Below are 24,185 nucleotides of genomic sequence, written 5' to 3' on the forward strand. Positions count from 1 at the left end.
ATCCCAACCCTTACGCATTATGCTTCGCAGAACTGTTTTGGAAACAGAAATTGTTACATCTTTACCATCCTCGTAGTTTCGAACCATAAAATTTGTATTCTCATGTCACGAAACTCTTGTGTCATACACCGCCAGCAGGATAATGGCGGGCACTGATGGCACCATTTTCTCAGAGGACGGAGGAGCGGATATGCGTAATTGGAGCGAGGGGGAGATACAATCCGCCGTCGATGACTACTTCGCAATGCTAATTAAAGAAATGGACGGGGTAGAGTATGTAAAAAGTCATCATTGGACTGCACTCATGGGTAAACTTAATGAGCGTTCCAAGGGGGCAGTCGAATTAAAGTACCAAAATATTAGTGCTATCTTGCATGAGGAAGGGTGGCGGTTCGTTATGGGCTACAAGCCCAGGGGCAATTATCAGAAGGCTCTCAGGGGCCATGTCCTCCGATACGTGCATGACCACGGCCTAGATCTCCGCCAGACACCCGACAAGGAGGATGTCTTCTCCTGGACCATCCTTAGCGACGGTGAAGCCATCAAGCGCGTGGATAAGTCCGCTATTGTGTATCACGGCACGGGAGTACCCAAGCAGGTGCTGCCGTTTTTCGGTATTGACGACGCCAATCCGCCAAAGTCGCTTCGTGTGATCCATCGAGGCAAGGAGATAGACCTACGGGTCAGCGCCGATCCATTCCAGCGTGTTCGGTTGTTCTGGCCCAAGGCGCTGTCAGAAGACATGGCCCACACCTTCCCTGCCGAAACTGCGATGCTCAAGGCTGGCGAGGAACAAGGCAGAGGTGCGATCATCATGCACTTCCGCAAACTTGCGGCCTCCTTCTTTGAGGTTGAGTGTTACGGGGCAGGGGTAGTAGCGGAAGAAACCGTGCCTGACGAGTACATGGCACAAGTTGAAGGCAAGGCTGTCAGGGTTGAATATCTCCGACGGGTTCGCAGTGCGATCAACAGGCAGAAGGCTATTGAGTTTCACGGAACGGCCTGTGCGGTCTGCGGCTTCGACTTTGAAAAGACCTACGGCGACCTGGGGCGCGGATTCATAGAGGTTCATCACCTGAATCCACTAGGCGAATCCGAGGAGGAGGGCGAGGTAAATCCTGCGACCGACCTGGTTCCTCTATGTGCCAATTGCCATCGGATGGTCCATCGGGGAGAGGTGGGAGTGATCACGCCTGACGAATTGATAAGAATTGTGCAAAATGCAAGTAAGGACATTTTATGAAATACACAGGCACAATAGAGCTGCCCATGAGGCGTCAGGAAATTTCTAAAATTTGTATTATGCCAACTGTGGTGTTATGATGGAATATTTAAATTTGGGTGATAATTGGGCTATCGACAAGATGGAACGAAAGGAAGAGTCTGGCTTTTTAAGCAATTACCTAATTAATAAATATAAAAATTTTCAAAATATAGGTATAAAAAAAACATTTGTATTGAATATTAATGCTGACTGGGGATTTGGAAAGACATACTTATTAAAAAACTGGGCTGACGATTTGGCAAGAAACGGACATCCTGTCGTTTATTTTGATGCATGGGAAAATGATTTCTCAAATGAACCTTTAGTTGCATTTATATCAACTATTAATCAGCAACTTTCTCAATATTTTGAATCTAATTCAGAAAATGAAGATCATGTAAAAATAAAAAATAAGCAATTAGAGTGGTTTAATAAAGGAAAAAAGTTGCTCGTATCAATTTCTCCAATATTATTTAATGTTGTTTCAAAAAAAATAGCAGGTTTTACTGTTAGCCAAATATGTGATTTATACAATGAGTCATGTTCTGAAGAATATAAAGAAGATGATGGTGTTTCACGTAAAGACGCTAAAGAAGTTGTATCGTCTATATTATCCAAGGCAGCACTTGATGCTTTAGAGTCGCACTGTTCAGCAAAGGAGACGATCAATGAGTTCAAAGAAAAATTAAAAAGCGTTGTTGATTGCATTGAAGAATCAGATAATTTCAAAATTCCAATATTTGTTTTTGTAGATGAACTTGATCGATGCAGGCCAAATTATTCGATAGAGTTGCTTGAGAATATAAAACATTTATTTGGTGTAGAAGGAGTAATTTTTGTTGTTGGGACTGCGTCCTCACAGTTGTCTGAATCAATAAGAAAGATTTATGGACATAATTTTGATAGCCCAACATATCTAAAGCGCTTTTTCGATCAAACTTATACACTAAATGCTCCAGGAAGGGGTAGTTACGCAGAATATCTGTTTTTTTTATTTGGTCTAAATAACAGGGAGAATTTGGTCTCACTTCTCAATAAAGATTTCTATCAAGAAGAAGATCTTAATAGTGTAATATTTTATGTCATTTGTGAATATTTTAATGTTTCATTAAGAGATATGTATCAATATTGTGCGATAATTGATGGAATTTCTCTTTCTTCTGGATCAAAAAAATTACATACAGGATTGCTTACAATATATTTAATATACAGGTCGCTATTTAACGATGAATATTCGTCTTTTAATCAAAATATTAATAATAAAATTAGAGATATAAATAGTTCTGGAAGGATTTTGCCAAAAATAAAAACAATGAGGATTAAAGATTTTTATAATTCGGTAAGAGATGAAATATCTGTCGGTGATTACATTTCATTATATTTACAAATCATTGAATTAAAACATTCAGCAATAATAGATCAATATAACAATTTTAATTCTGGCATTGATTTAAGACAGAGTATTTTAGGATCGCTAATATCTAAAGAGTTTGAACAATTTTATAATTATAAAAAGCTTATTGAGCACGCAGGGAGACTTTCATGATACATGGAATTAAGGCATAAAGCATTCTAAACTTTGTATATTGTGAGATTTCACGTATAATAATTTGCCGATTTTCGACTTTTTACGAATGAATACGACAACACGAAACCATTTTCCAGTTGATCAGATCGCCGATTTCTAGGTGATTCCAGAATAATGAAGACCTCTTCGGTTAGGATGCATTGTTTAACGCAAACGCACCCGCGCTCTCACTCAAGACTATGGTGGCACGGGACCAATGGGATGGGGATGCCGTAGTAAGGAATCCTTTACCGCTCACGCAAATTTGCACCAGAACTAGCGGGGTGTGTGGAGACAGGGTGATTTAGGCGGCTCTATTTCACTACTGTTTGGTCGGAAATATGGGCGTAGTGAGGTGTGTCAAGGCAGAGCAGGGTCGCCCCAGGCTGGATGGGCGAGTAGGGTTCTTCGTGAAATAATCAATGATTTCAGCTTGTTAGTGTCAAATTGGCTTAAGGCGACTAACGTGCTGATATTAAACGATAATGGGGGTGACGGGGTAGGCTTGGCGTTCCCGTTTTTATTCCCGTCAATGGTGTGTAATGGTGATGAATGATGAGTAAAGAATAAGAAGTGGTTGCGAGAGGAAAAAGCGGAATTGTGAGGAATATTGGTGGGATAGAAAGCTTGGCGGTTGTATAGCGTAAGTGCTTGATTTAGCTTAGAAGGCAATTGCTCTATCCGCCTGAGCTACTGGCGCGCAAAATGGAAGCATTCCCTATTTTTTCCAGGGCTGAAAGTCAAGTGGAGGTGTTGGCTTTTTCTGTTGCTCAAGGCGGTGGAAACTTCTATGGATTTTTTCCGGATTGCCGGTCCTCGGGGCTTTGCATGGCGCTGTGCCCGCGTTTTATCTTTCTTTTTCGGGTCGGCCTTTTTTCAATCTCTTTCCCCAAGTACACATGACCTTTGCCTCCTTTGCCGAATTTGAATCTCATCTTGACAGTCTGGGACTTTTTTCCATGCAGCTTGGCCTGTCGCGCATGCATGAGGCCCTTCGACTGATGGGCCTCGGGCGCATGCCCGCGACGGTTGTGCATGTGGTCGGGACCAACGGCAAGGGCTCCACTTCCGGGTTTCTGGAGGCGCTGGCGCGGGCGCATGGCTTGGCCACGGGGCTTTACAATTCGCCGCATCTGGCCTGCGTGCGCGAGCGCATCCGCGTGCGCGGGGCAATGGTCAGCGAAGAAGGCTGGCTGGCTGCCGCCAACGCGGTCATGGACAGGTGCGCGGGCGTGGGGCTGACCTATTTCGAGCTGCTGACGGTCATGGCGCTGTACATTTTCGCGCGGGAAGGGCTTGACCTCGTCATCCTCGAATCAGGGCTCGGCGGCACGCACGACGCCACCTGCGCCATCCCGGCCGACCTGGCGGTCATGACCCCGGTGGGGTTGGACCATGAGCATATCCTGGGTCCGGGTCTCATGGACATCGCCCGTGACAAGAGCGGGGCCCTGGGACGCTGTCCGGCCGTGACGGGCGCGCAGGACGCGTCCGTGATGGAAATATTCCGGCAAGTCGGAGAGGGGCATCCGCTCCTGGGCCTTGAGGACTGCCGCACGTCCGCTGGATTTTTCGTTCCGTCGGGAGCGGCCTCCCTGTCCCTGACTCCGGCGTCCCTGCCGGCCCATCCGCCGTATCAGTTGCGTAACGCCGCCCTGGCCGCTCTGGCCTGGAGCCATCTCGCGTCGGTCCGGGGCTGGCAATTTGACGCGGCACTGTGTAGACAAGTCCTTGGCACGACGCGTTTTTTTGGACGTTTTTGCAGGCATGGACGGATTCTGGTCGACGGCGCCCACAACCCCATGGGCTTGACCGCCCTGTGCGAGGCGCTGGAGGCGACCGGGGAGCATTTCGACGTGCTTGTTTTTCAGGCCATGCGCGACAAGACACTGGAGCCTGCCGTGCTCATGCGCCTGCGGGCCCTGGCGGACACTGTCGTCGTCCCGGGCCTGCCCATGGAGCGCGCCTTTGACGCCCATGAACTGGCGATGCGTTTCGGCCCCGGGGCCAGGGCGGTGCAAGACCTGGAAGAGGCTCTGCGTCAGGACGGCACGATTCTGCTTTGTGGTTCCCTGTATCTGGTGGGGGCCTATTACGAACTTTTTCCGGAACAGCTTTTGTAGGGAGGTCCGGTGTCTTCTCTTTTCAGACATATTCCGTCCGTCGATCGTTTTCTGCAGGATCTGGAGCAGGATCAGGTCCTGACCGGCCTGCCGCGCCAGATGCTCAAGGACCTGGTAGGCGAGTTCCTGGACCTCTGCCGCGAAGAGATCCGCGCCGGGGTAATCAAGGACGAGAGCGCGCTGGCTTTTGCGACCCTGGCCGCACGGGCCGTGGCCTATGCACGGACGCGTTCTCGGCCCCATTTCAGGCGGGTCGTCAACGCCACGGGCGTGGTCATCCACACTAATCTCGGCCGCTCCATCCTGGCCGAAGAGGCTGTCCTGGCCGTGGCCGAGGGGTGCCGCCATTATTCAAATCTGGAGATGGATCTGGATACCGGCCAGCGCGGGAGCCGCTATTCCCACGTCGAGAAGCTGCTCTGCCGCCTGACCGGAGCCGAGGCGGGGCTTGTGGTCAACAACAACGCCGCCGCCGTGCTGCTGGTCCTCGACACCCTGGCCAAGGGCCGCGAGGTCGTGGTCTCGCGCGGGCAGCTGGTCGAGATCGGCGGCTCGTTCCGCATCCCCGAGGTCATGAAGAAGAGCGGGGCCGTGCTGCGCGAGGTCGGGGCCACCAACCGCACCCATCTGCGCGACTACGCGGAGGCCATCGGTCCCGATACCGCCATGCTCATGAAGGTGCACACCTCCAACTACCGCATCATCGGATTCCACAAGGAAGTGGACCTGTCCGATCTGGTGGCGCTGGGCCGCGAGCGGGGCCTGTCCACCTTCGAGGACCTGGGCAGCGGCAATCTTTTCGATTTTTCCCCCTACGGATTCATGCCCGAGCCTACGGTGCAGCAGGTGCTCAAAAGCGGGGTGGATGTGGTCACCTTCAGCGGCGACAAGCTGCTGGGCGGTCCCCAGGCTGGCGTGATCGTCGGTCGCCGGGAATTCATCGAGCGCATCAAGAAGAACCAGCTCAACCGGGCCCTGCGCATCGACAAGATGACGCTGGCCGCGCTGGAGGCGACCCTGCGCCTGTATCTCGACCCTGAGCAGGCCCGGCGCACGGTGCCGACCCTGGCCATGATCACGGCCGGACGGGATGAATTGCGGACCCGGGCCGGACGTCTGCGGCGCAGGCTGGTCCGGGATCTGGCGGGGCTGGCCTCGGTGGCGGTGAAGCCCGGTTTTTCGCGCGTGGGCGGCGGCTCTTTTCCAGAGCAGGATCTGCCGACAACGCTGGTCAGCGTTGCGCCGACGGGCATGGATGTGGACTCCCTGCGCCAGGGCCTGCTGGCGACGGATACCCCGGTCGTAGGGCGGGTGGAGGACGGCGCGTTCTGCCTCGATCCACGCACGCTCATGGATGCGGAGTTCGCGGTGGTGGCGGGGGCCATAAAGGCTGTCCTCGCGCAGTGATGACGTGAGCATTCCGGCAGTGCGTCCGATGCATGCCTGTTGAACGAATTTTGCAAGCCGCACATGCGGATAATCGAAGGGACGCGCACCCCGGCACAAGGGGCGCGCAGCAAAGGAGAATGTCAATGACCAAGGTTCTGGTGCGGCCGGAGATGGAGGGTTTCAAGCCCTATTCGCCTGGCCTGTCCATCGATGAAATAAAGAAACGTTACGGCCTGGCCCGGGTCATCAAGATGGCCAGCAACGAGAACCCGCTGGGCACGTCCCCCGTGGTTCAGGAGCGGCTCAGGAACGTCAGTCCCATGGCTTTTCGCTATGCCCAGGCCGGCTCTCCGGCCCTGACCGAGGCCTTGGCCGCGCATCTGGGCGTGCCCGCCTCCTGCGTGGTGGCGGGCAACGGCTCGGACGAGATCATCGATCTTCTGCTGCGCGTGGTGGCCCGGCCCGGTGTGGACAACGTGGTGGCCTTCAAGCCCTGCTTCAGCATCTACGATGTGCAGTCCAGACTGTGTGGTGTGGAGTTTCGGCAGGCCAGGCTCAACGCCGACTTCTCCTTTCCGTTCGACAAGCTCCTTGCCCTGACCGACGAAAATACCGCCCTGGTTTTCGTGACCAATCCGGACAACCCCTCGGGCCATGCCTGTCCGGCATCAGACCTGATCGAGCTTGCGGCCATGCTGCCGGCGCGTGCGCTCCTGGTGGTGGATGAGGCCTATGTCGATTTCGCCGAGCCGCTTGAGGCCTACAGCATGCTCCCGCACCTGGGCACGATCCCCAATCTGGTCGTCCTGCGCACTTTTTCCAAGATGTACGGGCTGGCGGGCCTGCGCCTTGGCTACGGGCTCATGCCCGAGTGGCTGGCGGACCTGCTGCTGCGGGTCAAGTTGCCCTTCAGCGTGAACATCCTGGCCGAGCAGGCCGGACTGGCCGCTCTTGATGACGACATCTTCGTGTCCCAGACCCTGCTCGTCGTGAGTGAGGGCCGCCGCCTGCTGGAGCGCGAGCTTTCGGCCATGGGCTGCAAGGTCTGGCCGTCACAGGCGAATTTTCTGATGTTCGAGCCGCCCATGGACGCGCGCACCCTTTTTGAGGCATTATTGGCCAGAGGGGTCATCATACGCCCCCTGAGCAGTTATGGCATGCCCGAGAAGCTGCGTGTCAGCATCGGCAACGAGGAAGAGAATCTGGAATTTCTGGCCAAAACAGCGGAGGTGCTGCGTGATCACAATCGTCACTCTTGATGGACCGGCCGGGGTGGGCAAGACGACCATCGCCCGTGAGCTGGCGGACCGCCTGGGCATCGCCTATCTGGATACCGGAGCCATGTTTCGCTCCGTGGCGCTTTTTTTCGGGGACGGAGGCTGGGAGCAGCCCGTTGACCAGCTGGTGCCCGAACTCAATCGTCTGGATTTCGACCTGGAGGGGACGGGAAAATATTCCGAATTGCTCCTGAACGGGATGCCCCTGGACCCGGATATCCGCAAGGAGGAAGTGGGGCTGTGGGCCTCGCACTTGGGCCGCATTCCAGTGGTGCGCGATTTTCTGCGCCGCAACCAGCAGGCCATCGGCCGGACCACCTCTCTTGTGGCCGAGGGCCGGGACATGGGCAGCGTGATCTTTCCGAACGCCCGGCACAAGTTCTTCATGGACGCATCCATCGACGTGCGTGCCAAGCGCCGACACGCGCAGCTTACGGCCATGGGCATGGATGAGGACCTGGAGCGCATCCGCGGCCAGATCCGCATCCGTGACGACCAGGACCGCAACCGGGTGGTGGCTCCCTTAAAGCCCGCCCTGGACGCCGTGATTATCGACACCAGCGCGCTGGACGCGGATCGGGTGCTGGAGAAGATCGTGGAGCATATTCGGCAGAAAGGTCTTCTGGACGATTGAAAAATTCGTTTTGGAACGCGTTGTTTCCTGATTTTGAGAGGGCGGCCACATAGGGCCGCCCCTACGGTATTGTTTATTTCCGTCTTGTCGTGATGGATTTTCAGCGACCGGCCTTGATTTCGTCCCAAAGTTTGTCCATCTCCTCCAAAGAGAGCTTGTCCAGTTCCAGGCCGCGCTCGCGGGCAAGTTTTTCCATGGACTCGAAGCGTTGCAGGAACTTGGCGTTGGCCACGGCCAGGGCCGAGTTGGCCTTGATTCCGCGCCGTCTGCCGTATTCCACCAGCGAAAACAGATAGTCCCCGAATTCCTCTTCCTTTGCCGCCGCGTCGTCCGAAGCCAGCGCGGCCTGCAACTCCTTCCATTCCTCGACCAACTTCTTTTCCTGGTCCGCGTCCGTGGCCCAGGTGAAGCCCGTACGGGCCGCCTTGGAGTTGATGCGGTAGGCGCGCAGCAGCGGCGGCAGGCTTGCAGGCAGGGATGCGAACACGCCGGGATCCTTGTCTTTTTCGGCTTTCTCCTGCTTCTTGATCTGCTCCCAGTTCTTGATCACTTCGGCCACGTCGGCGGCTTTTTCGCCATAAACGTGGGGATGGCGGCGGATCATCTTGGCCACGTTTCCGGCCAGCGCGGTCTCCAGGAAATCAGGGATCTCCCGGTCGTGGCAGCGGCCGATGAAGAGCAGCAGGAAGAGTACATCGCCAAGCTCTTCGGCGATCTCGGACTTGTCGTCCTGCCGGATGGCTTCCACCAGCTCGAAACATTCCTCCACCAGATAGTCGCACATGGACTGGGGGGTCTGCTCCTTGTCCCAGGGGCAGCCGTCCGGTCCGGTCAGGGTGTCGATGACTTCTATTATGCGTTCGAAATTATTCTTTTCCACCAGGGGTTCCTTTCATTTCCTTGAGTTTTTCAACGACCCGCTTCTCCCACTCCTGCTGCAGCTCCTGGCTGCGAATCAGGAACTGGTCGCGCATCTCCTTGGGCAGGGCGTTGGAGAGAATGGTGTTGAAGGTGTTGACGTAGGGCATGATCTTCGACTCGGTCAGCAATGGAGACCTGGACGGCAGAAAGGCGGTCAGCGCCATGACGATGATGCTGCACAAAAGCGCGCCCTTGAAGAAGCCGAGCGCGCCGCCGCCGATGCTGTCCACCCAGCCGAGCATGATCATCTGCAGGAGCTTTCTGATCAGTGAGGCGAGCAGGAAGACCACCGCCACGACGCCCAGAAAGATGGCCAGATAGGCTGCGAGGTTGGCCATGCCGGGGCCACCCGGGAAGTTTTCGACCATAGCCGCAAGCTGCGCGTGATAGGAGTTGGCCAATACGAAGCCCAGGACCAGCCCCAGGATGGAGGCGATCTCCTTGACAAGTCCGCGGAAAATGCCGCGCAGGCCCAGAAATCCCAGAATCACGCAGAAGACGATATCCAGAGTGTTCATGCTTAACCTCCCGGTCATTGTGAGGGTCGGCTATCACAAAGGATGGTGATCGGAAAGGGCGCACCGGGCACGACCTTGACAGTGCAGGGCGCACCTCGTAGACACGAAACCTCGGCTCGTCCGGACTTTTCGGGCGGGGTTACGAGTCAAGAAACATGATGAGGTGACAATGTACGATATCAGATTGGTGAAGTTGGTGAACGGCGACATGGTGCTCGGCAAATGGAACGAGGAGAAAGGGGTCATCACTGATCCGGCCATCCTGCAGACCATCCCCACGCAGCAGGGCGGCATGCAGATGCTGCTGCTTCCTTTCGGCTATCCCTTTGATCAGGAAATGACAGGGGAGATCGAACTCAAGCACGTCATCTATCAGTACAAGACCGTACCCGAAGAGCTCAAGACCAAGTATCTTGAGGCGACCACCAACCTGACCCTGTCTGCCCCCGGCGGCCTCGGCAACTTGGGCGGCATGGGCGGCGGCGTGTCCGATTTCAGCAAATTCTTGAAAAAATAACGCAGCAGGCGCTGCCGGGAAAAGGGTGGCTTTCCACCCTTTTTTTTTCTTCCCGGCCCTGCGCACGGCAAGGACTCATGAAGGCTCTGCTCCCCCTCTTTTCCCGCCCCAGTCATTACCTTGGCACCGAGATCAACAGCGTCCACAAGGACCTGAAAACGGTCCGGGCCCACGTGGCCCTGGCCTTTCCGGATCTCTACGAAGTGGCCATGTCCTATCTTGGACAGAAGATCCTGTACGATATCGTCAACACCACTGACCATTTCTTCGCAGAGCGGGTCTTTGCGCCCACCGAGGACGTGGCCGGGGTGCTCAGAGCCCACGACGCCCTTCTGGCCACCTTGGAAAGCGACACGCCGCTCAAGGATCTGGATGGCGTGCTCTTCAGCATCACGCACGAGCTGTGCTACACAAACGTGCTCTACATGCTCGACCTGGGGGGGATCCCACTCCGTGCCGCACAGCGCAGCGACGGGCATCCGCTGGTCATCGCCGGAGGAGGTTGCACCTTCAACGCCGAACCGCTGGCCGCTTTTGTCGATGCCATGGTGCTTGGCGACGGGGAGGAAGTCCTGCCCGAAATGCTCGGACTCATTGCGCGCGGCAAGGACGAGGGCTGGTCCCGCAGTGAACTGATCCGCCGCCTGGCAGAGATTCCCGGCGTGTATGTGCCTGCGTTTTTCGAGGACGACGGCAGCGGGGCCATGCGTCCGCTGGACGCCGCGCAGCCGCAGGTTGAAAAGCGCATCGTCATGGACATGAACAAGGTCTCCTTCCCGACGCGCCAGATCGTGCCCTTCGGCAAGCCCGTGCATGACCGTTATTCCGTCGAGATCGCGCGCGGCTGCACCCGCGGCTGCCGCTTCTGTCAGGCGGGCATGATCTACCGTCCGGTGCGCGAGCGCGAGGTGGACGTGCTCGGTTCCATCATCGATCGCGGCCTGGCCGAGACGGGCAGCGAGGAGTTGTCCTTCCTGTCACTCAGCACCGGCGACTTCAGCGCTCTTGAGGCTCTTTTTCTGTCCTCCTACAGCCACTGCAGGCAGGAGCAGGTTTCCATTTCACTGCCGTCCCTGCGCGTGGGTTCGGTCTCCGAAGACCTGATGCGGCTCATGGGCAAGATCCGGCACACGGGCATGACTCTGGCCCCCGAGGCCGGCACCCAGCGGCTGCGGAACGTCATCAACAAGGGCGTGACCGAGGAAGAGTTGCTCGACCATACAGGCAAGGCTTTTCGCCTGGGCTGGCAGCAGGTCAAGCTGTATTTCATGATGGGCCTGCCCACGGAGACCCGCGAGGACCTGCACGGCATTCTCGATCTCTGCCTGAAGGTCGCGGCCAGTGCCGGAAAGAATGTCAGGCGCCTTCAGGTCACGGCGGCGGTTTCGCCGTTCGTGCCCAAGCCGCACACCCCTTTCCAGTGGGAGCGGCAGATCTCCATGGCCGAGATCGAGGAGCGACTGGCCTATCTGCGCAACATTTTCCGCCCCTACAAGAAGCTCAAGCTCAAGTGGCACCATTCGCACATGACCTGGCTCGAAGGGGTCTTCTCCCGTGGCGACCGGCATCTGGCTCCGGCCCTGGAAGTCGCCTATGCCAAGGGAGCGCTTTTCACCAGCTGGTCAGACCATCTGCGTCTTGAGCCGTGGCTGGAGGCTTTTTCCGAAACCGGCATCGACGCGGAGTCCTACCTGCGCGAGCGGGATCCGGAGCAGCCTCTGCCCTGGGACCATCTCGCCTCCGGGGTGAGTCGCAAATATCTGCTCACCGAGCGCCGTCGCGCCCTGGAAGAGGCCGCGACGCCGGATTGCCGCTACGAGGCGTGCCGGTCCTGCGGGGTCTGCAACCTGGACGGCCGCGAATCCGAATTGACGAAGCAGGCTGCAGACCACGACATTGCGCCGGTCATCAACCGCACTACGCGCGACCAGGAAGATGCCGACCTGGTGGATGAGCCGCCAACGGACAGCGCGGGTCCCGTCGTTGACCTGCACAACAAGGAGCAGCGTTTTCGGCTGTGGTACTCCAAGACCGGCCCGGCCATGTATCTCAGCCAGCTCGAGCTGCAACGGATTTTCGAGCGCGCGTTTCGCCGCGCGCGCTTGCCCTTGGCTTTCAGCAGCGGATTCCATCCCGCGCCGCTCCTGTCCTTTGCCCGGGCTCTGCCCGTTGGCGTCGGCAGCGTCTGCGAGTGGATGGATTTCTTCGTGCGCGAGCACATAAGCGTCGAGGACCTGCCCGCTTTGCTCGAAGCCGAGCTCCCGCAGGGCATGCGCGTGGTCAAGGTGGACGAGTTGCCGTGTCAGGGCCGGGCACCCATATCGAACCACGAGCGTTTTTCCTTGGGGTTTGTGCGTGCGGAAGCCAGCCAGCGCTTTGCCGCCCGGCTTCCGGCTTTCCTGGAGGCCACGGAGTGGAAGGTGTTCAAGCGGACCAAGAAGGGCGAGCCCGGAGAAGTGGATGTGCGGCCCATGGTCAAGTCCATCACGGAGGACGAAAAGGGCTTTGCCATCGATTTCGACTGGCAGACCCTCTATGTCAGTCCGATCTTTGTGCTGCAGGCCGTGGATCCTGAATTCACGATGCTGCAGGGACGACTGATCAAGACTGCACAGTTTTTCTGAAGCTTAAAAATGAAAAAGGCGAAGCATGTGCTTCGCCTTTCCGGTTTGTGCAGAGGCAAGATTACTTCTTGACCCGTTTTTCCCAGAGCTTCATGTCCTGCATCTTCTTGCGGCGGTCACGAGCCAGGGATTTGGCCACCAGGGACGTTCCTTTCTTGTAGCCCCACTTTTCCCGGTATTCTTCGGGAGTGAGACCGTGGGTGGCCAGATGGCGTTTGGTCAGCACCTTGAACGACTTCGAGCATTCCATGCAGATGATGCTTTTTTCGCGGATGGCTTTTTTGGCATCATCAAGGGACAGGGTTGCTTCGGGTTCGGGCTGGTTTCCTTCGGCGACGTTCTTGATTCCTTCGGTCAACGAACGAATCATGGACGTCAGCTCTTCCTCGTTCATGTTGCGCACACTGGCTTGTGCTTTGACGATTTCGAGCGCTTGTTTTACATAATCTTCCATGTGTAACCTCCAACTATCGCGTATTTGTAATTGGCAGTGTTAGTTTTCTTCTGTAAATTTGTCAACACGCTATAAATGTTTACGGTGATACATCAAAAATAAGTACACGATATTTTTTCATTCAGGAAAATTAATCGATAATCACGTTACAGGGAGTAGAAAATGACAATTCCGCATAATGCGCTGAACGACATGGCCCAGGTTTTTCATTTTGAATTTTGGCTTCGTTATTATTTTATCGAAGAGCAGGATGGCGCCCTTTTTATTAAATTGACTGAAGAGCAGAAAACGCAAATGCAGGCCAAATTCCCCGAGTACTGGGAGTTGGCGGAGAGCGTACTAGGCCGTCCCCTGTCTCCTGAACTGTCTCAGCAATCCGTGGTCGAGTTTCTCCAAGTCAACTTCGAAGGCAAGAAATATCCTGCCAACACCGTTCTCAAGGTTCTGGACAGCAAGGACTTTTCCGTCGAGATGTATCTGTTCGATACATGGGTTGATCTGCACGAAGAGCAACTCATGCAGAAGATATTCGGATTCGACTACTGGATGCACGCCTACGGTGAATGGAAGACAACCGAGAAGGCGCAGCAATTGCTTCAGTCCCTCAAGTTGCAGATGCAGGGTGAGCACGGCGCCATGAACTGATGCGTTTTGGGCGTAAAGATATTCACTGCAAGTGACCCGTTGTCGCCATTAGCTTCACGGCCCGCGGGAATCCCTGCATGGGTTCGGTTGAGTGAATGGCGCAAAGAATCGCTTGAGGTTTTTTTGGGGATGAAAAAAAGAAGCCCCCGCAGGTTGTGATGCCTGCGGGGGCTTTTTGTATTGGTCGAACCTCGACGAAGGCTTACTGGAAGAGCGCTCCCTGGCTGGCAAAGAAAACCTGTGAGGTCCCGGCTGCACCCAGCGTGTTTTTTTCCGCCGTCAGCTCCATGCGGTAGCCAAAAGAGATGTACAGCGGGCCGGAGGAGCCCAGTGATTCGGGAGTGAGGTGGAATTCGAAGGGTACGCCCTTTTCGTGGTCAAGGCCGGTGGGCAGGTAGAGACGCAGGTCCTTGGCCAAGACGCGGCTCTGGTCGTCGCTGAGGTAGATCTGCATCCAGAGGTCCTGAATCCAGGTCGCCCATTCCGGGATCGCGCCAGCCACGGGAGTGGCCGTGCCGGATACGATCAGCCTGTTGTCCTCCAGGCGGCTCGTGTAGGAAAATTCCCAGTAACGCATGACAAGGGTCTCCTGCTGACCCAGGGTCCAGGGTTTCTTGTCCAGATGCACGACGCTCAAATGCGCGCAACCCGCAATGAGTAAAACCGCAATCACAAGCGGCAGCAAAAGCCGTGGACGCATGCTCGTCTCCTTGTATTTCTTCATGACCATCACAATTTGGGACTGCCCTGCACTATCATCTCGGCCAGGGTCAGATCAACCCGGGGCAGGGCGCGGATTTGCCTGGGCCCGACGAACTGCACTTCGAGCTCCATGAGCCTCGTGTACAGCGCCGTGCGGTCCAGAACCGGAAAGGAGTCCGTGTTTTCGCAAAGCTCCTGGCTGCGGAAACATCCCGGGAAGTCGATGGCGCGGCCGTCGGGGTAGCGCAGCCTGTTGGGCACGCCGTGCAGCCTGCAGATCATCAGCCGGTGGGCGTAGACACCGCAGCGTCCGTCGTCGTTCAGCGGACACATGATCGACGGCCGTTCGCCCCGGGACAGGGCGGCCGTGGCTTCGTGCACATAGACGCGCGCCCGCTCCTCGTAGGCAGCCCGGCGGTCGGCCGGCAACTCGCGGAGGCCCTGCAACAGGTAGGCCCATTCGATGCGGGTGTGGTGCTGGAAGAAGCTGGTGCAACAGTTGTCTGGGCAGCCGTCGCAGCTCAGGCCTAGAGTTTGCGCGTGGGCGGAGTAGCTCGTCTGCATGTCCGCGTAGAGGGCAGCCAGTTTCCGGAAAGCTTGGGCGGGAAGTATTTTCTTGATCACGACTCATCCTGTGTGGTTCGGGAAAGCTCCCGGGTGATGGCGGAGCAGGTTTGACTGGGGGTCGCTCCGTCGGTGTTCACCGTTAGCTGGGCGAAGCGTGCATACAGGGGGGCGCGTTCGTCGTAAAGGTCTTTGAGGGTCTGGCCGGGCCCGATGGCCAGTCCTCTTGAGGTCGGGTTGGTCAGCCTGCGGGAGATGCTCTCAAAGGACGACTCGATGTAGACGATATGCCCCTGGCCTTGCAGATGTGCCATGGCGGCCTCGGAATAGACCACGCTGCCGCCCGTGGCGATGACGCAATGCCTCAGGTGCATTCGCTGAATCTGCTGTGCTTCGGCCTGCACGAAGGCCTCAAGCCCAAGGTAATCACTGATTGTCTGCAGGGGAGCGCCCCACCAGGCTTCCATGAGCAGATCCGTGTCCACGAAGGCCCAGTCGAGGCGCTTGGCCAGACGTCTGCCAAGGGTGGATTTGCCTGTGGCTGCCATGCCGATGAGGATGATGTTCTGGTGATTCATGCTTAAAATCCGCCCAAAAAAATGAAGCCCAAGCATGACGCCCGGGCTTGTTGGAACACGGGAGGCGCCGAGGCCTTCAGCCTCCGAGATACGCTTTTTTCACGTCGGGGTTGTTCATGAGTTCCCGGGCATTGCCGGAGGCGACGATGGCCCCGGTATCGAGCACATAGCCCCGGTGCGCGAACTGTAGGGCGATGCGCGCGTTCTGCTCGATCAGAAGGAGCGTCATGCCCTGGGAATTGAGTTCCTTCAAGGCCCTGAACATGTCGTACATGAGGAGCGGCGCAAGGCCCATGGAGGGTTCGTCGAGCATGATGAAGTTGGCTCCTGTCATGAGCGAACGGCCCACGGAGAGCATCTGCTGTTCGCCGCCGGACAGGGATTCGCTGCGCTGCTTGCGGCGTTCGAAGAGTCTGGGGAAGAGGTCGTAGACTCTCTTGAAATCCACCTGGATCTGATCGTTGTCCTTGCGCGCATAGGTGGCCAGTTGCAGATTTTCCTCAACGGTCAGGTTGCCGAAGATGTGCCTGCCCTCGGGGGACAGCGCGATTTTGAGGTCCTGAACGACCTTGTGCGCTTCAGTGCCGATGATGCTCTTGCCCTCGTAGAGGATGTCGCCCTGGGTGATCTTCGGTCCCTCCGGCGGCGGGACGCGGGTGATGGTGTGGAGGGTGGTCGTTTTTCCAGCGCCGTTGGCACCGATCAGGGTCACGATCTCGCCCTTGGCCACGTTGAAGGAGATGCCGTGCAGGGCTTCGATATTGCCGTACTTCACATAGAGGTTTTTGACTTCGAGCAGCATTATATATTCTCGTCTCCAAGATAAGCTTTGATGACATCCGGATTGTTCTGGATCTGCTCCGGAGTTCCTTCCGCGATGGTCACGCCGAAATCGACAACCTTGATCCAGGAGCACAGCGACATGACCACGTCCATCTGATGCTCGATCATCCAGATGGCAATCTTGAACTCCTTGTGGATCCAGCCAATGAGCTTGATCAGGTCGTTGACGTCGGATGAGTTGAGCCCGGCCGCGGGTTCGTCGAGCAGCAGCAGCGCAGGGTTGATGGACAGGGCGCGCGCAATTTCGACGCGTCTCTGCAGGCCGTAGGGGAGGTTCTTGGGCATTTCTTCGGCGAATTGCCGGAGATCGAGGGCTTCCAGGATTTCATAGCCCCGGTCGGCGATGCGCTTCTCGTTGCCCATGTAGCGGCGGGTGCGCAGGAAGGCGTCCACGAGATTGTAACCGAGGTTGTAATGCTGTGAGATCTGGATGTTCTCGAGCACGGTCATGTCGTGCCAGAGGCGGATGTTCTGGAAGGTCCGCGCTATTCCCATGGCCGTGACCTGATGCGGCTTGAGACCGGCCAGGGACTTGCCCTTGAAGACCAGAGACCCTTCCGTCGGCGTATAGAACCCGGACACCAGGTTGAATACCGTGGTCTTGCCCGCGCCGTTGGGACCGATGAGGGCCATGAGCTCGTTTCCTTCGATGGAAATGGAGAAGTCCGACACTGCGCACAGGCCGCCGAAGGTTTTTGTCATGTTTTGAATCTGCAAAAGGGACATAGAAGCTCCGGATGATGAATACGATCGCTTTTCGCTGTTGCGAGCGCGTTACTTGAACGAGTAGAATTTCTTGAGTTTCGGGAATATGTCGGACAGTTCCCTGTTACCCATGATGCCTTCGGGCCTGAATTGCATGAGCAGGATGAGGATGAGGGGAATGATGACCCATTTCCAGACCTGGCTCAGTTCATAACCGTCGGGGAGCAGGTGCACGTAATGCATGGCGGTATCCATCCAGGGAATGATGAATCGCAGCGATTCCAGGAGCAGGGTGAAGAGGATCGCGGAGATGACCGAACCGCTGAGCGATCCCATGCCGCCGAGATAAACCATGACGAGGCATTCCGTTGATTTCAGGATCCCGAAGGAGTTCGGGTTGATGTAGCCCAGGATGTGCGCGAAGAGGCCGCCCGCGATGCCGGCCAGGCCGCTGGAGAGCATGAAGGCCACCAGTTTCATCCTGTTGGTGTTGACGCTCATCATTTCCGCGGCCACCTCGTCCTGCTTGATGGCGATGATGCCCTTGCCGTAGGTCGAGGTCACGTAACGGCGGATGATGAAAACCGTGCCGAAGGTGAAGACCATGACCCACAGCAGGATCCAGGGGATGTCGTAGCTGTCGCTCATGGCGAAGAGCACCTTCTTCATGCCCATGAACCCGCGGGCGCCGCCGATCTTGTCGATGTTGATGATGGTGCTGATGATGATGAAGTTGGCCGCGATGGTGATGATCGCCAGATAGTCGTCGCGGGTCTTGAACGAGGGAATGGCCACCAGTACGCCGGTCACCGCCGCTGCGGCTCCGCCGATCAGCAGGGTGAAGGGAAAGAGATAGACGGCCATTTCCGGAGGCAGCAGCGCTGCGCCGAAGACCTTGTCGTCGGTGAAGAGCATCACGTTGATGACGGAGGTCACGTAGGCGCCCACGGCCATGAATCCGGCATGCCCGCAGGCGAACTCGCCCATGTAGCCGTTCACGATGTTGAAACTGCTGGACAGGATGATGTTCACGCCCATGAACATGATGACGGACTGAATGTACAGGTCGATGTATTCCTGATGGGACATGAACACTATCACACCGGTTATCGCCAGCAGGAGCGTGGGGACGGTTAGTTTTCGCATTGAATTCCTCGAGTACCAAGTGAAAAAGAAGAGAACGATCGATCCGATTTTGTATCCGTCTTCAGATCTTGGTCGTGCCTGCCACGCCGAACATGCCTGTGGGTTTGATGCACAGGATGGTCATCAGGATGGCGAAGGCGATCAGGTCCCTGTAGGTTGACGGGAAAACCGCGACGACGAGAATTTCCACGAAACCGAGGAGAAAACCGCCCAGGAAAGCCCCGCGAATGTCGCCGATCCCTCCGACCACGGCTGCGATGAAGGCTTTCCAGCCGATCATTGCACCCATGTAGGGGTCCAGGATGGGATAGGAGAGGGCGAAAAGCAGACCCGCCAATCCGGCGAAAGAGGAACCGAGAATGAAGGTGAAGACGATGACCGTATCGATGGGGATGCCCATGAGCGGTACCGCGAACTTGTCGTAGGAGATGGCGCGCATGGCCATGCCGATCTTGGTCTTGGTGACGATGAACTGCAGAAAGATAAAGACCAGGATTGCGGAGAACACGACCCCTATTTTCAGGTTTGTCATGCTCAGGTCGCCGACGGTGTAGACGACCTTGTCCACGAGTTCGGGAAAGCTCTTGCGACTGGCGCCAAGCAGCGCGAGGTTGCCGTTTTCAAGGACCAGGCCGCACATGAGTGCGGTGATGACGACATACAGGCGGTGCGCGCCCTTGCGGCGCAGCGGCCGATAGGCGATGCGCTCCAGCGATACGCCCACGAGGGCGGTGAGGATCATGGTCAAGGGAATGACCATGGCCAAAACCATCCAGCCCGGGAGCGAGACCGCCATGCCCAGGATGGCCGTGGCGATGAAGAACGCGATGTACGCGCCAACCATGAAAATGTCGCCGTGCGCGAAATTGATCAAACGCAACACGCCGTACACCAGCGTATAGCCAAGCGCGATCAGGGAGTAGAAGCTGCCCCACTGAAACGCGTTGAAGAGGTTCTGGATAATACTTGCGAGCACGAGTTTTCCCCTATGAGTCCAGTGTCCCGGTGACTTCTGTTGACAATGAAAGGCCCGGTAAGGCTTTGAAACAAAAAAAGCGCGCGGAGTTCAAACCCCGCGCACTTTGATCAATCTGTTACGGGCAGACGGATTTGGTGAACACGAATTCGCCCTGATCGCTGATCTTGACGACCACCGCGCATTTGATGGGGTCGCCTTCAGCGTCGAACTTCATGTTGCCGGTGATGCCCGGGAACTCGGGGATGGCAGCCATGGCGTCGCGAACGGCCTTGCGGTCGGCGCGGGTCTTGCCGGTCAGTCCGCCGGTGTTCTGGATGGCCTTGAGGACCAGGTTGGTGGCATCCCAGGTCAGCGCGGCTACGTCGGCGGGCTCATAGCCGTATTTTTCCTTGTAGCGGTCGATGAAGACCTTGGTCTCGCCGGTGGCGCCAGCGGCCGCGTAGTGGGTCGAGAAGTACTGGCCCTTGCAGTTGTCGCCGCACAGCGCCATCAGCTCGGAGTTGCCCCAGGCGTCGGCGCCCATGAAGGGGTTCTTCCAGCCGAGGTCGTGGGCCTGTTTGATGATCAGCGCGACTTCGTTGTAGTTGTTGGGCAGGAAGATGAAATCGGGCTTGGCGGCCAGGATGGTGGTCAGCTGGGCGCTGAAGTCCTGATCCTTGGAGGAGTAGGATTCGAAGCCCACGACTGCGCCAGCGCCGTTCTTGGCGTTGAAGTCGTCACGGAAAATTTCGGCCAGGCCCTTGGAATAGTCGTTGTCGAGGGCGTAGAGGACTGCGGCCTTCTTGGCGCCGAACTGCTCCATGGCGAAGTCCACGGCCACGGGACCCTGGAAGGGGTCAAGGAAGGCGGCGCGGAAAACCCAGGGGCGGTCCTTGGTGGTGTCGGGGTTGGTGGACCAGGGCGAGATCATCGGGGTCTGGTTGTCGTCGCAGACCTGGCCGGCTGGGACAGCCTGCTTGCTGGAGTTGGGGCCGACGATGGCCAGCACGCTGTCGCGCTCGATGAGCTTGAGGGCGGCGGAGACGGCGGATTCAGCCTTGGATTCGTTGTCTTCGTAAATGAATTCGAGCTGGTACTTCGTGCCACCGACATCAAGGCCGCCTGCGGCGTTGATGTCTTCCTTGAGCATTTCGGCGGCAAACTTTGATTCTTCACCCACTTTCGGGATGTCGCCGGTCAGCGGGATGTTGAAGCCAATTTTGAGGGTCTCGGCTCCAGCGGCCGCGGCAAAGAGGAGCACGCATGCCAGGGCAAGTAAAACACGGGCGGATTTCTTCACAAACAACCTCCATGAAGTAAGTGTTACAAAGTGATGGTTTTTCTAATGGAAAAAACCAAAAAAAGAAAGTTATTTTAGGAGCGTGCACGCTTTTTGACAAAATTGGGGGCTCCGCTAAAGAACTCCGTGATTCAGGACCTTTAGGCCTGAATTGATTGTGCAATCATTATGCCTGAACTGCACGGGGCTTGAAAACCGTCCATGGGAGGGCGCCAGGGTTTGACAATCCGGAAAGATTGGTATTTTTGAAAAAAGGGTGATGGATACTTTAGCGATGATGCGATGTCGAAATTGTCAAAATAAAGAGAACTCCTGCGCGATATGTTGACAGATTTGTAGAATTTAATGGGCCTGATGCGAGGAAGAAAACCTTGCCAAAGGGCAGGGGGGGACTTAGAAACCATGGGCCTGTTCAACGAGCACGGGAGGTTTCCATGACGGAGCGGGTGCACAAGATCATTACGGACCATGCGCATGAAGGCGCCGAGCTGCGCAAGACCTTTTTCGCCAACAACGCCGCGCAGGTGGCCGAAGTGGCGCGGGCCATGGCGCTGAGCCTTACGGCCGGCGGAAAGATTCTTTTCTGCGGAAATGGCGGCAGCGCCGCCGATGCGCAGCATTTCGCGGCCGAACTGGTCAACCGCTTCATGATGGAGCGGCCTCCGTTGCCGGCCATCGCGCTGACCACGGATACTTCGGCCCTGACCGCCATCGGCAACGACTATTCGTTTGACCAGATTTTCAGCAAGCAGGTCCAGGCCCTGGGGCGTCCCGGGGATGTGCTGATCGGCATCTCCACTTCGGGCCGCAGCGCCAATGTCAATGAGGCGCTGCGCGTTGGCCTGGAGAACGGGCTGGTCACGGTGGGCCTTGGCGGAGGCGGGGGCGGAGCCATGCTCGCCCACTGCCATCACGCCCTCATCGTGCCGGACACGCGGACGCCGCTGGTTCAGGAAATTCATGGGGCCATCGGCCATCTTTTGTGCGGCCTGGTGGACTATTATCTGTTTGAAGCGGTTGCCGAGCTCGAGCCTTTTCTGGGCTCTGAACAACCATAAGGAGGAAGCATGCCCATCTTCGAATATGTCTGCAATTCCTGCCACAAGGAATTCGAGGAAATCGTTCTCGGCGGGGAGCAACCCGTCTGTCCGGCCTGCGGCGCCGCGGATACGACCAAGCTCATTTCGCGTGGCGTGTTCCGGACCGGAGGCCCCATCGTCATGGGCTCTCCCTCTGCCAACGCCATCACCACCAGAGGCAAGAGCGGTTGCGGTACCTGTTCCGGCGGCAATTGTTCCAGCTGCGGCTAAAATCTAAGGATCCACTCTTGATGAACACCATTCGTATCGCTACCCGGGGCAGCAAGCTGGCCTTGTGGCAGGCGCATCACATTTCCGGCCTGCTTCGCGCCCAGTATCCGGGCATGACCGTCGAACTCAACATAATCAAGACCAAGGGCGACAAGATTCTGGATGTGCCCCTGGCCAAGATCGGCGGCAAGGGCCTTTTCGTGAAGGAAATCGAGGAAGCCCTCCTGGCCGGCGAGGCCGACATTGCAGTGCATTCCATGAAGGACGTGCCCGCCCAGCTGCCCGAGGGCCTCAAGCTCGGCATCATCCCGCAGCGCGAGGTTCCTACGGACTCTTTTCTGAGCGTCAACTACCCGGACATCGCGTCGCTTCCGGCCGGCGCCAGGGTCGGGACCAGCAGCCTGCGTCGTCAGACCCAGCTCATGGGCCTGCGCCGGGACCTGTGCATTCTCTCCCTGCGCGGCAATCTTGACACGCGGGTGGGCAAGCTCATGGCCGGCGAATTCGATGCCATCATCGTGGCCACGGCGGGCATGAACCGTCTTGAACTCTCAGCCCCGCACATGCAGGAGCTGGCACCGCCCATGTTTTATCCGGCAGTGGCCCAGGGTGCGCTTGGCATCGAATACTGCGCCGACCGTCCGGAACTGGACGAGCTCCTGGCCTTTCTGGACCATGCGCCTTCCAAGGTCTGCGTGGAGGCGGAGCGGTCCTTTCTGTTCGGCCTGGACGGAGGCTGCCAGGTGCCCATCGCCGGCTATGCGACCCTAAGCGGCTCGGAGATCACCCTCACGGGCCTGGTGGCCGACCTCTGCGGTGAGCGGGTCATCCGCCGGCAGGCCACGGCTCAGTCCCACGCGGCAGTGGAGCTTGGCGCAAACGTGGCCAAGGCCGTGCTGGCCGATGGCGGCAAGGATATTCTGGACGAGGTCTACCGGAGCGGCGCAGCGGTCTGAGGCTGATCCTGATTCGGATGCAATGCAAAAGGGCAGGCGGTTATTCCGTCCGCCCTTTTGACATTTCGGCCTGAGCCACTGCGGGACGGTGCTATTCTCCGCTGTGTACGCCCGCCGCTGAGAACGTGGCCATGTCGTTGTAGAGATTGGCCGCGCTGCGCAGGATGAAGATGGCCATGGCCGCGCCGGTGCCTTCGCCAAGGCGCATGTTCAGGTGCAGGAGCGGGCTTGCATCCAGACCCCTCATGACGGCGGCGAACCCGGGTTCCGCCGAGGCGTGGGAAAAGAATGCGTATTCGGCCACCAGCGGGCAGATGGCCCGGGCTGCGACATAGGCGCTGGAAGAGATGAAGCCGTCGATGACCAGAGGCTTGCCAAGGCTCGCTCCGCCCAGGATCATGCCGGCCAGGGTCGCTATTTCGAATCCGCCGAGGCAGGCCAGGATATCGATGGGATCGGCCTTGTCGATGGTGGGGGCATGCAGGGCCAGGGCTTTTTCGATGACCGTGATCTTGTGGCGCACCCCTTCGGCTCCAAGTCCCGTGCCAGGGCCGGTAATGTCGGCCGGGGCAAGGCCCAGATAGGCGCAGAAGAGGGCCGTGGCCGGGGTCGTGTTGGCGATGCCCATCTCCCCGGTGCCCAGAGTCACGATTCCGTCCCTGTGCGCCGCCTTGGCCAGTTCGATCCCGTTTTCAAGGGCTTTCAGGCAGTCTTCGCGGGTCATGGCTGCCTCTGTGCTCAGATCCTTGGTGCCGGGCGCGACCTTGCACTGGACAAGGGCCGGATGATCGGGAAACCTGTCGCCCAAGCAGCCGGCGTCCACGACTTTGAGGTCCACTCCCGCTGTGCGGGTAAGGACGTTGATGGCCGCGCCGTTCATGACAAAATTGGCAACCATCTGCCGCGTCACTTCCTGTGGGAAGAGGCTCACGCCCTGGAGCGCCACCCCGTGATCCCCGGCGCATGTGTAAATGCGGGCCGGGTCGACCTTGGGCGCTTCTCCGCCGGCTATGGCCACCAGCCGGCAGGCGACCTGTTCCAGGACGCCGAGGCTGCCTTTGGGTTTTGTCTGGGAATCCAGGTGCGTCTGGGCCTTTTGGAAGTACGCGCGGTCAAGGGTGCGGATCTGGTCGATGGTGGACTGGAGCATGAGTATGAAGCCTCCGGAATTTCACGTTATTTTGATGCGT

The 24,185-nt window shown here is 57.2% G+C and carries 24 protein-coding genes; 12 read left to right on the plus strand and 12 right to left on the minus strand.

Going from position 1 to position 24,185, the window contains the following annotated elements; translation table 11 throughout:
• Positions 1 to 742 precede the first annotated feature (742 nt).
• The 6 genes from CVU60_08105 (at position 743) to CVU60_08130 (ending at position 8,254) form a co-directional block, all read left to right on the plus strand.
• Entirely contained in the window at positions 743 to 1,243 is a 501-nt protein-coding gene (locus tag CVU60_08105) for a hypothetical protein (GenBank protein PKN42284.1), read from the plus strand.
• A 52-nt stretch (positions 1,244 to 1,295) separates the two neighbouring features.
• Positions 1,296 to 2,810 carry a hypothetical protein gene (locus CVU60_08110; protein ID PKN42171.1) on the plus strand — a complete coding sequence of 505 codons (1,515 nt, stop codon included), beginning with the start codon at positions 1,296 to 1,298 and terminating at the stop codon, positions 2,808 to 2,810.
• A gap of 827 nt (positions 2,811 to 3,637) precedes the next feature.
• Positions 3,638 to 4,954: a bifunctional folylpolyglutamate synthase/ dihydrofolate synthase gene (locus tag CVU60_08115; protein ID PKN42172.1), complete on the plus strand. Its 1,317-nt coding sequence runs from the start codon at positions 3,638 to 3,640 to the stop codon at positions 4,952 to 4,954.
• 9 nt (positions 4,955 to 4,963) lie between these two features.
• A complete protein-coding gene (locus tag CVU60_08120) occupies positions 4,964 to 6,361 on the plus strand; it encodes an L-seryl-tRNA(Sec) selenium transferase (protein ID PKN42173.1) in 1,398 nt (465 codons plus the stop codon).
• A gap of 125 nt (positions 6,362 to 6,486) precedes the next feature.
• A complete protein-coding gene (gene hisC / locus CVU60_08125; protein PKN42174.1) occupies positions 6,487 to 7,602 on the plus strand; it encodes a histidinol-phosphate transaminase in 1,116 nt (371 codons plus the stop codon).
• Complete coding sequence (locus CVU60_08130; GenBank protein PKN42175.1) at positions 7,580 to 8,254, plus strand: cytidylate kinase; 675 nt, start codon at positions 7,580 to 7,582, stop codon at positions 8,252 to 8,254. Before hisC ends, CVU60_08130 begins: the two co-directional genes overlap by 23 nt.
• Before the next feature lie 100 nt (positions 8,255 to 8,354).
• On the opposite strand, the gene CVU60_08135 is transcribed toward CVU60_08130, so the two are convergent.
• A complete protein-coding gene (locus tag CVU60_08135; GenBank protein ID PKN42176.1) occupies positions 8,355 to 9,134 on the minus strand; it encodes a nucleoside triphosphate pyrophosphohydrolase in 780 nt (259 codons plus the stop codon).
• Positions 9,121 to 9,711 carry a colicin V production protein gene (locus CVU60_08140; protein PKN42177.1) on the minus strand — a complete coding sequence of 197 codons (591 nt, stop codon included), beginning with the start codon at positions 9,709 to 9,711 and terminating at the stop codon, positions 9,121 to 9,123. Before CVU60_08140 ends, CVU60_08135 begins: the two co-directional genes overlap by 14 nt.
• Before the next feature lie 151 nt (positions 9,712 to 9,862).
• On the opposite strand from CVU60_08140, the gene CVU60_08145 reads away from it, so the two are divergent.
• Together CVU60_08145 and CVU60_08150 are read left to right on the plus strand one after the other, a co-directional pair.
• Positions 9,863 to 10,210 carry a hypothetical protein gene (locus CVU60_08145; GenBank protein PKN42178.1) on the plus strand — a complete coding sequence of 116 codons (348 nt, stop codon included), beginning with the start codon at positions 9,863 to 9,865 and terminating at the stop codon, positions 10,208 to 10,210.
• A gap of 77 nt (positions 10,211 to 10,287) precedes the next feature.
• On the plus strand, positions 10,288 to 12,834 hold the full coding sequence (locus CVU60_08150) for a B12-binding domain-containing radical SAM protein (protein PKN42179.1): 2,547 nt from the start codon (positions 10,288 to 10,290) through the stop codon (positions 12,832 to 12,834).
• A 61-nt stretch (positions 12,835 to 12,895) separates the two neighbouring features.
• On the opposite strand, the gene CVU60_08155 is transcribed toward CVU60_08150, so the two are convergent.
• Positions 12,896 to 13,288, minus strand: coding sequence for a transcriptional regulator (locus CVU60_08155; protein ID PKN42180.1), 393 nt, complete (start codon positions 13,286 to 13,288; stop codon positions 12,896 to 12,898).
• Positions 13,289 to 13,450: 162 nt separating this feature from the next.
• Between CVU60_08155 and CVU60_08160 the strand changes: the two genes are divergently transcribed.
• Positions 13,451 to 13,933, plus strand: coding sequence for a hypothetical protein (locus tag CVU60_08160; protein ID PKN42181.1), 483 nt, complete (start codon positions 13,451 to 13,453; stop codon positions 13,931 to 13,933).
• Between the two features lie 202 nt (positions 13,934 to 14,135).
• Here the strand turns inward: CVU60_08160 and CVU60_08165 are convergent, their stop codons facing one another.
• The 8 genes from CVU60_08165 to CVU60_08200 all read right to left on the minus strand — a co-directional run bounded on the left by CVU60_08165 (position 14,136) and on the right by CVU60_08200 (position 20,729).
• Positions 14,136 to 14,633 (minus strand): hypothetical protein, encoded by a 498-nt coding sequence (locus tag CVU60_08165; GenBank protein PKN42182.1) that lies wholly within the window; start codon positions 14,631 to 14,633, stop codon positions 14,136 to 14,138.
• Positions 14,634 to 14,662: 29 nt separating this feature from the next.
• On the minus strand, positions 14,663 to 15,259 hold the full coding sequence (locus CVU60_08170; protein ID PKN42183.1) for a hypothetical protein: 597 nt from the start codon (positions 15,257 to 15,259) through the stop codon (positions 14,663 to 14,665).
• The gene (locus tag CVU60_08175; protein PKN42184.1) at positions 15,256 to 15,777 is read right to left on the minus strand and encodes a shikimate kinase; all 522 of its coding nucleotides are present in this window, start codon (positions 15,775 to 15,777) and stop codon (positions 15,256 to 15,258) included. The genes CVU60_08170 and CVU60_08175 overlap by 4 nt, the downstream gene beginning before the upstream one ends.
• Before the next feature lie 76 nt (positions 15,778 to 15,853).
• Positions 15,854 to 16,579 carry an ABC transporter ATP-binding protein gene (locus tag CVU60_08180; protein PKN42185.1) on the minus strand — a complete coding sequence of 242 codons (726 nt, stop codon included), beginning with the start codon at positions 16,577 to 16,579 and terminating at the stop codon, positions 15,854 to 15,856.
• Entirely contained in the window at positions 16,579 to 17,346 is a 768-nt protein-coding gene (livG, locus tag CVU60_08185; protein PKN42186.1) for a high-affinity branched-chain amino acid ABC transporter ATP-binding protein LivG, read from the minus strand. Before livG ends, CVU60_08180 begins: the two co-directional genes overlap by 1 nt.
• Before the next feature lie 48 nt (positions 17,347 to 17,394).
• The gene (locus CVU60_08190) at positions 17,395 to 18,471 is read right to left on the minus strand and encodes a branched-chain amino acid ABC transporter permease (GenBank protein PKN42187.1); all 1,077 of its coding nucleotides are present in this window, start codon (positions 18,469 to 18,471) and stop codon (positions 17,395 to 17,397) included.
• Positions 18,472 to 18,532: 61 nt separating this feature from the next.
• On the minus strand, positions 18,533 to 19,447 hold the full coding sequence (locus CVU60_08195; protein PKN42188.1) for a branched-chain amino acid ABC transporter permease: 915 nt from the start codon (positions 19,445 to 19,447) through the stop codon (positions 18,533 to 18,535).
• 118 nt (positions 19,448 to 19,565) lie between these two features.
• Positions 19,566 to 20,729 carry a branched-chain amino acid ABC transporter substrate-binding protein gene (locus tag CVU60_08200; protein PKN42189.1) on the minus strand — a complete coding sequence of 388 codons (1,164 nt, stop codon included), beginning with the start codon at positions 20,727 to 20,729 and terminating at the stop codon, positions 19,566 to 19,568.
• Between the two features lie 434 nt (positions 20,730 to 21,163).
• Between CVU60_08200 and CVU60_08205 the strand changes: the two genes are divergently transcribed.
• From CVU60_08205 to CVU60_08215, 3 genes are read left to right on the plus strand one after another with little or no spacing between them, the layout of a single operon-like run.
• Entirely contained in the window at positions 21,164 to 21,787 is a 624-nt protein-coding gene (locus tag CVU60_08205) for a phosphoheptose isomerase (GenBank protein PKN42190.1), read from the plus strand.
• Positions 21,788 to 21,796: 9 nt separating this feature from the next.
• Positions 21,797 to 22,039, plus strand: a complete 243-nt coding sequence (locus CVU60_08210; protein ID PKN42191.1) for an FmdB family transcriptional regulator — start codon at positions 21,797 to 21,799, stop codon at positions 22,037 to 22,039.
• Between the two features lie 20 nt (positions 22,040 to 22,059).
• The gene (locus CVU60_08215) at positions 22,060 to 22,995 is read left to right on the plus strand and encodes a hydroxymethylbilane synthase (protein ID PKN42192.1); all 936 of its coding nucleotides are present in this window, start codon (positions 22,060 to 22,062) and stop codon (positions 22,993 to 22,995) included.
• Between the two features lie 91 nt (positions 22,996 to 23,086).
• Here CVU60_08215 and cobT read toward each other — a convergent pair whose 3' ends face one another.
• Positions 23,087 to 24,145: a nicotinate-nucleotide--dimethylbenzimidazole phosphoribosyltransferase gene (gene cobT / locus CVU60_08220; GenBank protein ID PKN42193.1), complete on the minus strand. Its 1,059-nt coding sequence runs from the start codon at positions 24,143 to 24,145 to the stop codon at positions 23,087 to 23,089.
• Positions 24,146 to 24,185 lie beyond the last annotated feature (40 nt).

It is taken from the genome of Deltaproteobacteria bacterium HGW-Deltaproteobacteria-18, from assembly GCA_002841885.1.
In the GTDB taxonomy this organism is placed as follows: Bacteria; Desulfobacterota; Desulfovibrionia; order Desulfovibrionales; family Desulfomicrobiaceae; genus Desulfomicrobium.